Raw genomic sequence first — 13,718 nt, forward strand, 5'->3', positions numbered from 1 at the left:
AGCCTCTAATCGAACTGTAACAGGCGCTGCAGATATTCCTTTTCCATCTGCGGCGTCAGCGCGTTGCCGAGCTTGCGGCGGATTTCATCCAGAATTTCACGCGCGCGCTGAATGTCGATTTCGCCGGGAATTTTGGTGCCGTTGCCATCATCGGCTCCCATGCCCTGCTGGCGTCCGAGCGGATCGCGGCCACGAGAACCATTCGCGCCCTGACCCTGCTGGACGTCCTGCCCCATCGCCTGCTGCATCTTCTGCATCATGTCGCGACCGGCACGGCGCAGGGCGTCCAGAGCGCTGCCCTGATTGTCGTTGGCCTCCGCGCCTTCATTGCGTCCTAGCGCTTCGGCGGCATTGCCCATGGATTTTCCAGCATCGCCGAAATCCTTGCCGGGTTCTATACCCAAGCCTTTCAGGTCTTCCGTCAGCTTTTGCAGTTCCTGCTGCAATTGCTGCTGCTGCTGTTGCAGCTTGCGCATGGCCTCTGCGGTCTTCTCATCCGTCTGGCCGCCTTGCTGCGAACCGCCGCCCCTGGAGCCGTCATCGCCGGGGAACAGGCCTTCCATGTCCTCACCTTCGCCCTCTTCACCGGCACCCGGATTGCTGTCGAACTGGCGCTGCTGCTGCTGGTCGAGATTGAAGGTCTCATTCATCATCTGCTGCTGGCGGCGCATCAGATCGCCAAGCTTGTTCATCTGCTGCTGCATCTGCCCTTGCTGGCCCTGCTGTCCCTGACCCTGCTGGCCGGGTTGTGTCTGACCCATTTGCAGATTGTTCATCAGGTCCTGCAATTGCGACAGAAGCTGTTCGGCCTGATCGCGCGATCCCTGACGGGCCAGATTTTCGATCTGGTCCATCATGCGCTGTAAATCCCGTTCCGTCAGCATCTGCGCATTGGGATCCGGCGCTGACTGGCGCGCATTCGGGTTCTGCTGCTGGCGCTGGGCGAATTCGCGCAGGAAATCCTGCATCGCCTTGCGCAATTCGGCGGTGAGCTTCTCGATCTCTTCCTGCGAGGCACCGTTTTGCAGCGCATTTTTCAGTGCTTCCTGCGCCTGACGCAGACGCTTTTCGGCTGCCGAAAGATTGCCATCCTCAATACCGAGCGCCACCTGCCACATATAATAGGCAGTATCGCGTAGGGCGTCGTCGCTTCTCGCCATGCGAAGCCTGGTGCGGATGGTGACGAGGCCCAGATAATGCGCGGCGTTCTTGATCGTTTCTTCCGGGCGCAGCATCAGCGCCGACAGCATGTCCAGCACATGATCGCGCTGGTTGGCGTCAAGCGCCAGAATACGCCGCTGTTCGGCAATAGCGCGCGCCAGCGGGTTGCTGAAAGGCCGTTCGGGAAGCGTTATCACCTTGGTTTCGCTGCGCCCAACCTGGCCCGCCGCGTCGGTGACGACGAGGGTTAGCGCTATCTTCTGGCCTGCCCATGGATGTTCGGTCAGGTCTTTCGATGTGGTGGTTTCCTTCACGCCGCGGCGCGGCAATGCGAGCGGCAGCTCCGGTGCCTCGTAAAGCGGGGAGGCCTCTTCGTCTTCATCGATTTCCAGCGGCACGATCTCGGCAAAGGCTCTGGCCGGCACATAGTCGTCATCGATTTCATAGGTCAGTTGCAGCGTGCCGTTGAGCGCGTGACCGGGTTCCTTGGTAAAGCGGATCGTCGGCGGCGTGTCTGGCGTCACCGCAAATTTCCAGCGCGCATCGGTGCCGGAAAGGGTCACGGTTTCGTCTTCGCGTAAATCGTAGCGGAAGTTGCGGCTTCCATCGACAGCGCTTTCTTCCGGCGTCTGTACCGGCCTCAGTCCTTGCGCTTGCGTCTGCTCTTCCTTCGGGGCGACGGGCTGGACTTCCCGTTGCTCGCCTTCTGCATTGGTTGCGGTGGGGCGTTCCGAGCTGCCGCCGATGACGCGGACCGAAAGCACACTGCCCTCGGGAACCGTGATCGCTTCGGCATTGCGGCTGTTTTCAGCGCTGGCCGTCAGGAAGACCGGCGCGCGGCCTGTATAGCGCGGTGGTGTCACCCAGGCATCGACACGGGCAAGGGCGGCACCGTTGCCGGGGCGAATGTGAAAGGCGTCGGCAATGCGCCCGCTGCCAGCGCTGGACGTGTAGGCGAGCGCTGTGACGAAAAGCAGCGCCACGACGGCGCGCAGGCCATAAGGATCGCGTTCCGGCAGGCGCGGTCGCGGCAAGCCGGATTGCAGGTTCTTGAGCCGTTCGGCCATACGCTTCTGATGTTCGCGCCACAGAGCCTGCGAAAACGGATCGTGGGTGCCGCTGGCCATATGGCCGGATTGCACGGCCAGCGGTTCGTGCACGAGGCCGTTGACCGCCTCGATGCGCGCCGTGACATCGTCTTCGGTCGGCTGGCGAAAACGGGATGGGAGATAGAGCGCAACCAGCCCTGCCAGCGCGAAGATCGTCAGCACGGCGATATGCAACCAGCGCGGCATCATGCCGAACAGGCCAAACCAGCTGATGCTTGCAAAAAGCGCAACCAACAGAATCAGCGGCAGGACCAGCGGCCACAGGCGTTCAAACCCGACGGACAAGAAGGTGCGCAGACGCAGTCGGCGCAACAGAGCGCCATCGCCTGAAAACAGGCGCAAAAAGGCTTCCCGCATCAGCTGCGGCCTATCCTTCTTGTCTTGGCCTTGATCCGTCATCCGGGCTTTCTGCTCTGTCTGCCAGCGTGCAATCAAATGACAGGATAACATGCATCATGGCAAAGGCGAGGCTTTGCCATGATTAATATGGGCCCTGATTAATTGGGCCCGATGGCTTACAGCCAGTCCGGTATGGAATCGAGCGCAAGCAGCTCTTCGTAAGTGTGGCGCGGGCGCACGACATGGTAGCGGTCGCCATCGACCAGAACTTCCGGCACCAGAAGGCGGCTATTATAGGTGCTCGACAGGACCGCACCGTAAGCGCCAGCGGTGCTCACCGCAATCAGGTCGCCGGGCGCTGGCTTGGTCGTCTCGCGGTCGAGGCCGAGATAATCGCCCGTCTCGCAGACAGGTCCGACGAAATCGGCGCGGATGCGCGGCGCGTCGTCCTTTGCCAGCTTGACCGGGCGGATATCGTGAAATGCTTCATAAAGCGTCGGGCGGATGAGATCGTTCATCGCGGCATCGACGATGATGAAGTTCTTCGCATCGCCTTCCTTGACGAAAATCACTTCCGTCACCAGCAGACCGGCATTGCCGACGATCAGGCGGCCCGGCTCGAAAACCGTCTTGAGGCCGAGCGGCTTGATGTGCTTGGCGACAATCTCCGCATAGGCCACCGGCAGCGGCGGCGGGTTGTTGTCGGTGCGATAGGGAATGCCGAGACCGCCGCCGACATCGACATGGCGGATGTTGTGGCCATCGGCCTGCAATTCCTTCACCAGCTGCGCCATCAGCGCAAAAGCATTGTCGAAGGGTTCAAGATCGATGATCTGGCTGCCGATATGCATATCGATGCCAACCACGTCGATGCCCGGCAGGCTGGCCGCACGGGCATAGGCCTCGCGCGCCTTGATGCGCGGAATGCCGAACTTGTTTTCAGACTTGCCGGTCGAGATCTTGGCGTGGGTCTTGGCGTCGACATCCGGGTTGATACGCAGCGATACCGAGGCAACCTTGCCCGCCTTGACAGCACGGGCCGAGAGAATTTCCAGCTCCGGTTCGGATTCGACATTGAAGCAATAGATACCGACCTCAAGCGCGAAATCCATTTCGCGCGGGGTCTTGCCGACGCCGGAAAAGACGATTTTGCTGGCAGGGATGCCTGCGGCGAGCGCACGGCGAATTTCGCCTTCCGACACCGTATCGGCACCGGCGCCGAGCTTTGCGAGCGTCTTCAACACGGCCAGATTGGAATTGGCCTTCAGCGCATAGGCGATCAGCGGTTCCATATCGGCGAAAGCTTCGCTGAACACGCGGAAATGGCGCTCGATCGTGGCGCGGGAATAGACGTAGAAAGGCGTACCGACCGCCTTGGCGATTTCAGGCAGGCTGACATTTTCGGCGTGCAGCACACCGTCGCGATATTCAAAATGATTCACGGAAGATAGTCCTTGGGAACTAGAGCAGCTTATCAAGAATGAAAGGCTTGTCTTCCTTGGGTTTCGGCTTGGTGTGGCCCTGATCATCGGTGATCAGCGATGACGGCGGCGGTTCCAGCGGGCCTTTACGTCCACAGGCGGCAAGCGTGGCTGCGAGTGCGGCGATCATAAGCACGGTCGAAATGGCGGAGCGGCCTGTCATCAGCTTTGGTTCCTGAATCAAAATCTTGGTTGGGCTAGCTGTAACGCAAAATTCTCAAGAGTGAAATCACCCGTTGGCCGGATGATTTCACATGACTTTATCTTGAACGGCGATCAGGCCTTCACGATGCGCTTTTTCCAGTACCGGATCTGGCGGCGCACTTCCTGCGGGGCCGTGCCGCCAAAGGACTGGCGGCTCTTGACCGATTTCTCGACCGTGAGATAGCCGAAGATCGCATCGGTGATGCCGGGATGGATCGATTGCAGCTCTTCCAGCGAGAGCTTGGCGAGGTCAACCTTGCGGCTTTCCGCCAGAGCAACCGCGCGACCGGTGATGTGGTGCGCTTCGCGGAAGGGCAGTCCCAGTTCCCGCACCAGCCAGTCGGCGAGGTCGGTTGCCGTGGAATAGCCCGAACCGGCGGCTTTCTTCATGGAAGCGACATTGATCGTCAGGTCGCGCACCATGCCCGCCATGGCGGCAATGGCGAGTTCCAGATTTTCGGCAGCGTCAAAAACCTGTTCCTTGTCTTCCTGCATGTCCTTGGAATAGGCGAGCGGCAGACCCTTCATGATGGTCAAAAGGGCGACCAGCGAACCGTTGATACGGCCAGTCTTGGCGCGAACCAGTTCGGCGGCATCCGGGTTCTTCTTTTGCGGCATGATCGACGAGCCGGTGGAGAAGGCATCGGACAGGCGCACGAAGTTGAACTGCGGCGTGGACCAGATGACGATTTCTTCGGCAAGCCGCGACATATGACCGGCGCAGATGGCTGCAAGCGACAGGAATTCCAGCGCATAGTCGCGGTCGGAAACGCTGTCGAGCGAGTTGCGGGTCGGTTCGCGGAAGCCGAGCGTCGTGGCCGTCATATGACGGTCGATCGGGAAGCCGGTGCCAGCGAGGGCTGCGGCACCCAGCGGCGATTCATCCATGCGCTCGATAGCGTCGCGCACGCGGGACAGATCGCGTCCGAACATTTCCACATAGGCCATGCAATGATGGCCGAAAGTGACGGGCTGCGCGGTCTGGAGATGGGTGAAGCCCGGCATCACGGTCGCCGCGTGTTCTTCGGCGCGTTCCAGAAAAGCTTCGATCAGGTTTTTCAGGGCGACGGCGGTCTTTTCCAGTTCCTGCTTGACCCAGAGGCGGAAATCGACGGCCACCTGATCGTTGCGCGAGCGGGCGGTGTGGAGGCGACCTGCCGAGGGGCCGATCAGATCGGCCAGCCGCGCCTCGATATTCATGTGAATGTCTTCGAGCTTGCGCGAGAAGGTGAACTTGCCGTCCTCGATCTCCTTGAGGATGGTTTTCAGGCCCTGCTCGATCTGTTTGTGATCGTCTGCCGTAATGATGCCCGTCTTTGCGAGCATGGCTGCATGCGCGAGCGAGCCTTGAATATCTTGCGCATAGAGCTTGCGGTCGAAGCCGATGGATGCATTGATCTCTTCCATGATCGCATCGGGTCCTGAGGCAAAACGGCCGCCCCACATCTGATTGCTTGATTTTTGTTCGCTCATGCTCATATGCCCCGAGTGACGATTTGGCCGGATATTAGAAAGAAGTGACGCGACATGGCAGAAGACAACGAAAAGGCGAAATCGGGAAATCGCAAGATCGTCCTTCTTGCAGCCCTTGCCGGTGTCATTGCCGGTATCGGGGCGGTATACGTGATGGAGCGCCCCTCTGGCAATGTGGTAGCCGCTAATGTTTCGTCCGAAAATGACGAAGCGTCCGCCCAATGCGCCTTAAAAGCGGATTCGCTGAAGGCGCTCGACGCGGCTGCAACCGGCGGCGTGGCCGCCATGCGCCCAGCGGAAAAGCCGATTTCCGTGGCGCATCTTGCCTTCACGGGCCCCGACGGCAAGCAGATGACGCTTGGCGATTACAAGGGCAAGACGCTTCTCGTTAATCTCTGGGCGACATGGTGTGCGCCATGCCGCGAGGAAATGCCAGCCCTCGACAAATTGCAGGCCGAAAAGGGCGGCACGGATTTCGATGTCGTGGCGATCAATATCGACACGGGTTCCGACGACAAGCCCAAGGGTTTTCTAAGCGAGATCGGCATTAAGAACCTCACGCTGCACCGCGATGCGACTATGGCAAGCTTCAATGAGCTGAAGCGCAAGAACCTTGCTTTCGGCCTGCCGGTGACGCTTCTGGTCGATAAGGACGGCTGCCAGATCGCATCCATGAACGGGCCCGCCCCATGGGAAGGGCCGGACGCCATGAAACTGATCGAAGCCGCGCAGAAACTTTAACGCTCGACAACGGGGCGAATTGGTGGCTTCCTCCTTTTCCGAAGGAGACATCGCATGAGTCTCGACGTCTGGCTTGCATTCACCGCCGCATCCATCGTGCTTCTGATCATTCCGGGGCCAACGGTTCTGCTCGTCGTGTCTTATGCGCTGGGGCAGGGATGGAAGACGGCTTTTCCGATGGCGGTGGGCGTGGCGCTGGGCGACTTCACGGCCATGACGCTGTCCATGCTGGGCGTCGGGGCACTGCTCGCGGCTTCCGCAACTGTGTTCACAGTGGTTAAATGGATCGGCGCTGCCTATCTCGTCTGGCTCGGCATCAAGCTGTTCCGGGCCGGAGGCACGATGAATGCCAAGGCCCGGCATGACAAGGTGCATCCGGTTAGGATGCTGGTTCATGCCTGGCTGGTGACGGCGCTCAACCCGAAAAGCATCACTTTCTTCGTGGCGTTTCTGCCGCAGTTCCTCAGCCCGCATCGGGATTTTCTGACCCAGATGCTGGTCTTTGAAAGCACATTTTTGGTGCTCGCCTTCCTCAATGCCTTCGCCTATGCGCTGACGGCGGCACGGGCGCGGCGCTTCTTTGCCAGCGAGCGGGCCCTGCGGATTTTCAATCGCGCAGGCGGCACCTTGCTGATCGGCGCTGGTGTTGCGACTGCAACGATCAGGTCAAGCTGATGTAAAACCGGCGCGCTTTAACCGCACAATGGCGAGATCGAGCGCCGACAGAAACGCCGACCGGTCCTTCGGCGCAAATGGCGCGGGACCGCCGGTGATTTCTCCGGCAGAGCGTAGCGAATCCATCAGATTGCGTGTCGCGAGCGTGTTGCCGATGGTGCTTTGCGTATGAACGCGTCCATTGGGCGCGATGACCGATGCGCCTTTTTCGAGCGAACGGCTGGCCAGCGGAATATCGGCGGTGATGACGATAGCACCCGGCTTAGCATTTTCGGCGATCCAGTCGTCGGCGGCGTCGAGCTTGTCCGAGACGACAACCCGCTCCACCCGTTCGGCATCACGCGGGATCGCCACGAAACTGTTGGCGACCAGCACCACAGGCAGGCCATGCCGCTCGGCGACACGGTAGATTTCAGCCTTCACCGGACAGGCATCGGCGTCAACGAGGATGCGGATCGTATTGGTTTCAATGGTCATCCGTTCTCAATAAAACGACGCCTGCCTTTTGGCAAATTGAACGCTGCAATCAGATTTATGCGATAGGTGTTTCTGACGAAGCGGTATAAGGCGAGCGCAAATAAGAGAGTTTGCCATGGCCGCGCGCTTCTTCCCCATTATGTTTGTTCTGCTCTGGGCCACCGGCTTCATCGGGGCCGGATTGTCCATGCCCTATGCGGAACCGTTCACCTTCATGGCGGTGCGGTTTTCCATTGCGGCGGTCATCATGACGCTGTGGGCGCTGGCGAGCCGGGCGGTGTGGCCGAAGGGCGCCACACTGGTTCACGCGGCTATCGCCGGTTGTTTGATCCATGGTGCCTATCTTTCAGCACTTTTCTGGGCGGTTCATCACGGCCTGCCTGCTGGCATGTCGGGTCTGGTCGCGGGGCTGCAACCCATGCTCACCACGCTGATTGCGGCAATGCTTCTGCGCGAAAGGGCGAGCGGACGCCAGTGGACAGGCCTGCTGATCGGCTTTCTCGGTGTGGCGATGGTCGTCTGGCCGAAGTTTTCGGCAGGCAGCGGCGTCGATCCCAAGAGCCTTGCGGCGGCTTTTTTCGCTGTGCTTGCCATCAGCACCGGCACGGTCTGGCAGAAGCGTTTCGGCACGACCAGTGATCTGAAAACCGGTACGGCAGTTCAGTATATCGCTGCTGCCGTCCTGACGGCGCTCTGTGCTTTCAGCTTTGAAACCCGCGTGATCATCTGGTCGCCACAGCTCATTTTTGCGCTGGTCTGGCTGACGCTGGCGATTTCCATCGGCGCCATTCTGGCGCTTCTGGTGATGATCCGCGAAGGCGCGATGTCGAAAGTCGCCTCGTTGTTCTATCTCGTACCGGGCACGGCGGCGATCATGGCCTATCTGATTTTTGGTGAAACGCTCGGTCCAATCCAGATTGCCGGCATGGTTGTCACGACTTTGGGTGTTGCCCTGACGACCATGAAGCGCTGATTATTCCAAGACCAGATCTGGTTGCTGCTCGCGTTTGCGGAAATTCATGATCGCGGCGTTGATTTCAGCGCCGATGATGAAAATAGCCGACAGCATGTAGAGAAAAACGATTGCCACCATGATCGAGGCAAGGCCCGCATAGGTGGTGACATAAGTGGCAAAAGTTTCGAGATATTTTGCAAAGGCGGTCGCGGCCGCCAGCCAGGCGACAAGTGTGATGAGAATGCCGGGCAGGATATCGCCGAGACTGCGGCGTCCGGCTGGCAGCCAGATATGCACCATGAACAGCGCCAGCACCAGAACGGCCACGGCGACGCTATAGCGCCAGAAGGCGATGGTGCCGGTGAAAGGCGCGATGTCTGGGAACCATTGCTCGGCAATGCGCACGGCGAGCGGGGCCAGAACCAAGAGGAAGCTGATCGCCATCAGGCTGAGCGTGCCAACCAGAACGAAGCCGAGGCTTTGCAGGCGGCAGAAAATAATCGAGCGCTGGTCGGTGACGCGGTAAGCACGGTTGAGCGCAATGCGCAGCGCCTCTACGCCATTGGAGGCAAAATAGGCAGCGGCGATCACGCTGAGAGTCAGAAGCCCGCTGCGCTGCACGGTCAGAACGTTGGTCACTTCATTGGCGATGGGGGCCGCGATATTCGATGGCCACATGTCGAAAATGACGTGGACAGCCGTTTCAGCAAATTCCTTGGTGCCGAGAAAACTCGCCAGCGAGGTTGCGAAGATCAGGAAGGGAAACAGTGCCATCAGGCCCGATAGGGCGATGTGACTTGCAAAAGCCCAGCCGTCGTCCGAACTGAAATGGCCCAGCACATCATAGGTAATCTGACGGAGAAAACGTCTGATTTTTCGCATCCGCAGATTTTACCCTTTTCGCCGCCAGCATTGAGTTTCAATGCCTTAAATCTAGCATCACCTGACAGATTGCAAGGGTGGCGCCGTTTTAAAGGCCATGCGAATCAAGCACTGTAGAGGAAACGCGGCGGCAGGATGGGACGAAATGGTTGAGGAACGCGCAAATCGCAGCATCATCATAACCGGCTGTTCTTCCGGCATCGGCGCTTATTGCGCGGAAGCTCTGCACCGTCGTGGATGGCAGGTTTTTGCCACCGCTCGCAAGGAGCAGGACATTGCCGCCCTGCAAGCCAAGGGGATGACTGCCTATTATCTCGATTATGCGGAGCCGGATTCCATTGCCGCCCTTGCCGACGAAGTGTTGCGCAAGACCGATGGCAGGCTGGATGCACTGTTCAACAACGGTGCCTATGCCCAGCCGGGCGCGGTCGAGGATTTGCCGGTGGAAGCACTTCGCGCACAGTTCGAAGCCAATTTCTTCGGCTGGCATGATCTGACGCGGCGGGTGGTGCCGGTCATGCGCGCGCGGGGGCATGGGCGCATCGTCCATTGCTCATCGATCCTGGGGTTAGTGCCCATGAAATGGCGTGGGGCCTATGTCGCGTCCAAATTCGCCATTGAAGGATTGATGCTGGCACAGCGCATGGAGCTTGAAGGTTCCGGGGTGGAGGTTTCGCTGATCGAGCCGGGGCCGATTGCGTCGCAATTCACCTATAATGCCGCCCGGCATGCGCAAGCCAATATCGATATGGAAGCCTCCGTGCATCGTGAGCTTTATCAGCGCCAGATGGCCAAGCTGACGAGCGGCGGCACCAAATCGAAGAACAAGCTTGGACCGGAAGCCGTCTATGATGTACTGCTTCACGCATTGGAGGCGCCGCGTCCGAATCCGCATTATGCGGTGACGAGACCGGCGAAACTGGGAATTCTGGCGCGCCGCCTGATGCCGTCGCGCTGGCTTTACCGGATGCTGTCCGATCAGTCTTGAAGTATTTTCAGCAAAAGTGCGAAGCGGTTTTGCGTCTGAAAATTCAATAGACTGCGGATGATGGGAAGGGAACAAGATGGACGTTGTGTTCAAAGGCGCAGCCATGGTGGCCATGCTCGCCGTTGCGATTGTGTTGATCATCGGCCTGCGCAATATGATGCGTGGTGGCGACGCCAATTTTTCCAACAAGATGATGCAATTGCGCGTCTTCCTGCAATTCATCGCAATCGTTCTGATCGTGGGCGCAATCTATTTCGCACGGTACACGGGCGGACAGTAAGGCATGGTCAAGCTCAACAAGATTTATACGCGCACCGGCGATGACGGCACCACCGGTCTTGCCAGCGGTCCGCGACGGCTCAAATCCGATCTGCGGGTGGAAGCCTATGGCACGGTGGACGAAGCCAATGCCTGTATAGGCATGGCGCGAATTCATACCGGCGAATATGCAGAAATCGACGCGATGCTGTCGCGTATCCAGAACGATCTTTTCGATCTCGGCGCCGATCTTTCGACGCCCGATGACGGCAAGCCGCTGGCCTATGAACCGCTGCGTATCGTTGCGTCGCAGGTCGCCCGCGTCGAAGCCGATATCGATAATCTCAACGCCCATCTTCAGCCATTGCGCTCGTTCATTTTGCCGGGTGGTTCGGCGGCGTCGGCTGCACTGCATCTTGCGCGCACCGTTTCGCGCCGCGCCGAGCGACTGATGGTGGCGCTGGCGAAAATCGAGGGCGAGGTGGTGTCGCCGGAGGCGCTGCAATATATCAACCGCCTCTCGGATTTTCTCTTCGTCGCCTCCCGCGCCGTCAACGATAACGGCGCGAAAGACGTGCTCTGGGTGCCGGGCGCAAATCGCTAAGTTTTTATTTTCGCACATCTTTTCCGAAAACCGCTTCACACTTTTCGGGATGTGCTCAGACGCCTCGCTTGTTGCCCCAGATCAGCACATGCAGTTGGGGCAGCACATGCGCCTCGAACCAGCGGTCGGCAATCACCTTATCCACCAGCCATTCCATGCGGCGCATAATGCCGTCGATGTCGATCAATGCATCGTCCGTTTCTGGCGGTGGCGGCGTGTGATTGCCGGGCTGGAGATAGACCGGCAGATGCGGATAAAGCGCCGAGACGTGTTTTGCGAAAGCATAATCGGCATCGTCGAAGATCACGAATTTCAGCACCGTTCGGGGCTTTGGCCCCGCCGCTTCGACACAGGCTGCCAGTGCGTCGGGATCGAATGCCATCGCGCTGGAAGGCGGTTTCGGGCTCAATACCAGCGTGTCCAGCGCGGAAAACCGGTCTTTTGCGACGGACCCCTGCGTTTCCAGTGCAAAGCGATAGGCCTCCTTCTTGCCATGGGCGATGAGCGGGCCAAGCGGCTGTATGGCCGGATTGCCGCCCGAAAGTGACACTGTTAAGGGTCGATTTTCCGAAAGTGCCGTCACTTCATGCCAGATGGCCTCGACGCCCATTGACTTCCACTCATGGCGAAAGCGGCTTTCGACCGCGTGCAGGCTGTCGCACCATGCGCAGCGGTAGTCGCAGCCGCCCGTTCGCACGAAGACAGTCGGCTCGCCGATCAGGACGCCTTCGCCTTGAATGGTCGGGCCGAAAATTTCGCTGATGCGGATTTCGGAGACCGGTTTCATGGCTTTGCACTTGGGCGATATTCCGCCCAGGTTTTTGGCGTTTCGCTCACCCGCACGGCGGATATTTCCGGCCAGCGCGCATGGCACCAGTCGAAAAAGTGCTTTGCCAGTGTTTCGGCTGTTGTCTGGCCATGGCCCAGCACGTCATTGAGATGCCGATGATCGAAAGCGTCATCGATATAACGCTTAAACGGCGCCAGTTCATGATAATCGCGCACGAAGCCATGGCCGTCGAGATCAGGAGCGGAAAGCTCGACCTCTACAATGTAGTTGTGGCCGTGCAGGCGTGCGCATTGGTGATCGGCAGGAAGTCCGGTCAATTGATGCGAGGCGGAGAAGTGAAACTCCTTGGTGATGCGAAACATCAGGTGTTCCTCCGCGCAACGGCTTCACGCCAGAAATCGGCATCTTCATAGACGGTCGGGTCTTTGACGCCCGCAAGGTGAAAGGCTTCGCGGCGCTCCACGCAGGTGCCGCAGCGGCCGCAATGGTTCTCGCCGCCTTTGTAGCAGGACCATGTCGCCTCGAAAGGCGTGTCGTGCCTCGCCCCATCGGTGACGATATCGGCCTTGGATGCGTTCACATAAGGCGCGAGTAATTTGATATCGGCATAGCCTTCCAGCGCATGGTTTTGCATGGTCTGGAACGCATTGATGAAGTTGGGGCGGCAGTCGGGATAGATGAAATGATCGCCGCCATGGACGGCAAGCGCCACCGCTTCGGCCTTTTGCGCAGCCGCCACGCCAAAGGCAATCGCCAGCATGATGGCGTTGCGATTGGGGACGACGGTGATCTTCATCGTCTCCTCGGCATAGTGGCCGTCTGGCACATCGACATTGTCCGTCAGCGCCGAGCCGGTCAGGCTGGCGCCGATGGTGCGGATATCAATGATCTGGTGCGGAACGCTCAGCCGTTCGGCGCAGGCTTTGGCCGAATCGAGTTCCTTTTTATGACGTTGGCCATAATTGAAAGAGAGAAGGGCAGTGAGGTCATGTTCCGCCGCGATTCTATGCGCAAGCGAAACGGAGTCGAGTCCGCCGGAGCAGACGACAAGCGTTTTCATAGTCAGGGTTCCTTGTTTTGACCGGGTAGGCTGCGACCGGTTAGTGCGGGCGTGTCGTAAAGCAGGATGCCGCCTTTGTAAACGCCACGGATGAGGGAGCAGAAGGCCTCTCAGGGGATGTCGCAATCTGAGAATGAAGTTCTGCCAGAATAAATGGATATTAATCGATATAGATCGCCGAGGCTGATTGACGTGCACGTCAAGCGTCTTTAGGTTTCCCGCCGGTTTCTAATAGGAAGTGCCGTGACGGGACGGTTTGTCACCGTGCTTCCTACGGAGCCGCTTTCACGTCGCATTCCCGTCGGAATCTGGCATGCAGGCGGTGGTTCATGGCGGCATAGTCTGCCGCAAGATTCATGGAAGAGGTGATCGCGGATGAAAGTCCTTGTCGCAGTAAAACGGGTTGTCGATTACAACGTAAAGATCCGTGTGAAGGGAGACGGTTCGGGCGTTGAGCTTGCCAACGTCAAGATGTCGATGAACCCTTTTGACGAGATTGCGGTTGAAGAGGCGATCCGTCT

At 59.0% G+C, this 13,718-nt stretch carries 15 protein-coding genes and 1 pseudogene; 7 read left to right on the forward strand and 9 right to left on the reverse strand.

Going from position 1 to position 13,718, the window contains the following annotated elements; all coding sequences use genetic code 11:
- Window positions 1–5: 5 nt before the first annotated feature.
- The 4 genes from HWD97_RS20495 to argH all read right to left on the reverse strand — a co-directional run bounded on the left by HWD97_RS20495 (window position 6) and on the right by argH (window position 5,767).
- The gene (locus HWD97_RS20495; RefSeq protein ID WP_371835489.1) at window positions 6–2,669 is read right to left on the reverse strand and encodes a TIGR02302 family protein; all 2,664 of its coding nucleotides are present in this window, start codon (window positions 2,667–2,669) and stop codon (window positions 6–8) included.
- 116 nt (window positions 2,670–2,785) lie between these two features.
- Window positions 2,786–4,051, reverse strand: coding sequence for a diaminopimelate decarboxylase (gene lysA, locus HWD97_RS20500; protein ID WP_109369904.1), 1,266 nt, complete (start codon window positions 4,049–4,051; stop codon window positions 2,786–2,788).
- A gap of 19 nt (window positions 4,052–4,070) precedes the next feature.
- Window positions 4,071–4,253 carry a lipoprotein gene (locus HWD97_RS20505; protein ID WP_078337809.1) on the reverse strand — a complete coding sequence of 61 codons (183 nt, stop codon included), beginning with the start codon at window positions 4,251–4,253 and terminating at the stop codon, window positions 4,071–4,073.
- 113 nt (window positions 4,254–4,366) lie between these two features.
- Window positions 4,367–5,767: an argininosuccinate lyase gene (gene argH, locus HWD97_RS20510; RefSeq protein ID WP_109369903.1), complete on the reverse strand. Its 1,401-nt coding sequence runs from the start codon at window positions 5,765–5,767 to the stop codon at window positions 4,367–4,369.
- Window positions 5,768–5,821: 54 nt separating this feature from the next.
- Between argH and HWD97_RS20515 the strand changes: the two genes are divergently transcribed.
- Window positions 5,822–6,508 (forward strand): TlpA disulfide reductase family protein, encoded by a 687-nt coding sequence (locus tag HWD97_RS20515; RefSeq protein ID WP_371835490.1) that lies wholly within the window; start codon window positions 5,822–5,824, stop codon window positions 6,506–6,508.
- 54 nt (window positions 6,509–6,562) lie between these two features.
- Window positions 6,563–7,183 carry a LysE family translocator gene (locus HWD97_RS20520; RefSeq protein ID WP_109369901.1) on the forward strand — a complete coding sequence of 207 codons (621 nt, stop codon included), beginning with the start codon at window positions 6,563–6,565 and terminating at the stop codon, window positions 7,181–7,183.
- On the opposite strand, the gene HWD97_RS20525 is transcribed toward HWD97_RS20520, so the two are convergent.
- Window positions 7,175–7,660, reverse strand: a complete 486-nt coding sequence (locus HWD97_RS20525) for a YaiI/YqxD family protein (protein ID WP_109369900.1) — start codon at window positions 7,658–7,660, stop codon at window positions 7,175–7,177. The genes HWD97_RS20520 and HWD97_RS20525 overlap by 9 nt on opposite strands.
- Before the next feature lie 115 nt (window positions 7,661–7,775).
- Between HWD97_RS20525 and HWD97_RS20530 the strand changes: the two genes are divergently transcribed.
- Window positions 7,776–8,633, forward strand: coding sequence for a DMT family transporter (locus tag HWD97_RS20530; RefSeq protein WP_109369899.1), 858 nt, complete (start codon window positions 7,776–7,778; stop codon window positions 8,631–8,633).
- Here the strand turns inward: HWD97_RS20530 and HWD97_RS20535 are convergent, their stop codons facing one another.
- Complete coding sequence (locus HWD97_RS20535; RefSeq protein ID WP_109369898.1) at window positions 8,634–9,497, reverse strand: YihY/virulence factor BrkB family protein; 864 nt, start codon at window positions 9,495–9,497, stop codon at window positions 8,634–8,636.
- 145 nt (window positions 9,498–9,642) lie between these two features.
- Here HWD97_RS20535 and HWD97_RS20540 point away from each other — a divergent pair, with 145 nt between their 5' ends.
- The 3 genes from HWD97_RS20540 to HWD97_RS20550 all read left to right on the forward strand — a co-directional run bounded on the left by HWD97_RS20540 (window position 9,643) and on the right by HWD97_RS20550 (window position 11,347).
- Window positions 9,643–10,485 (forward strand): SDR family oxidoreductase, encoded by an 843-nt coding sequence (locus HWD97_RS20540; RefSeq protein ID WP_109369897.1) that lies wholly within the window; start codon window positions 9,643–9,645, stop codon window positions 10,483–10,485.
- Between the two features lie 76 nt (window positions 10,486–10,561).
- Window positions 10,562–10,765 (forward strand): twin transmembrane helix small protein, encoded by a 204-nt coding sequence (locus HWD97_RS20545; RefSeq protein WP_109369896.1) that lies wholly within the window; start codon window positions 10,562–10,564, stop codon window positions 10,763–10,765.
- A 3-nt stretch (window positions 10,766–10,768) separates the two neighbouring features.
- Window positions 10,769–11,347, forward strand: a complete 579-nt coding sequence (locus HWD97_RS20550) for a cob(I)yrinic acid a,c-diamide adenosyltransferase (RefSeq protein ID WP_109369895.1) — start codon at window positions 10,769–10,771, stop codon at window positions 11,345–11,347.
- Window positions 11,348–11,402: 55 nt separating this feature from the next.
- Here the strand turns inward: HWD97_RS20550 and queE are convergent, their stop codons facing one another.
- The 3 genes from queE to queC are packed head-to-tail and all read right to left on the reverse strand — an operon-like array spanning window position 11,403 to window position 13,197.
- On the reverse strand, window positions 11,403–12,134 hold the full coding sequence (gene queE, locus HWD97_RS20555) for a 7-carboxy-7-deazaguanine synthase QueE (protein WP_371835491.1): 732 nt from the start codon (window positions 12,132–12,134) through the stop codon (window positions 11,403–11,405).
- Entirely contained in the window at window positions 12,131–12,499 is a 369-nt protein-coding gene (queD, locus tag HWD97_RS20560; RefSeq protein WP_109369894.1) for a 6-carboxytetrahydropterin synthase QueD, read from the reverse strand. Before queD ends, queE begins: the two co-directional genes overlap by 4 nt.
- Complete coding sequence (queC, locus tag HWD97_RS20565; protein WP_124915115.1) at window positions 12,499–13,197, reverse strand: 7-cyano-7-deazaguanine synthase QueC; 699 nt, start codon at window positions 13,195–13,197, stop codon at window positions 12,499–12,501. Before queC ends, queD begins: the two co-directional genes overlap by 1 nt.
- A gap of 375 nt (window positions 13,198–13,572) precedes the next feature.
- Between queC and HWD97_RS20570 the strand changes: the two are divergent.
- Window positions 13,573–13,718: pseudogene (locus tag HWD97_RS20570) on the forward strand (electron transfer flavoprotein subunit beta/FixA family protein); the annotation flags it as partial.

The sequence above is a fragment of the Ochrobactrum sp. C6C9 genome (genome assembly GCF_022627935.1).
GTDB classification, from domain to species: domain Bacteria; phylum Pseudomonadota; class Alphaproteobacteria; order Rhizobiales; family Rhizobiaceae; genus Brucella; species Brucella teleogrylli.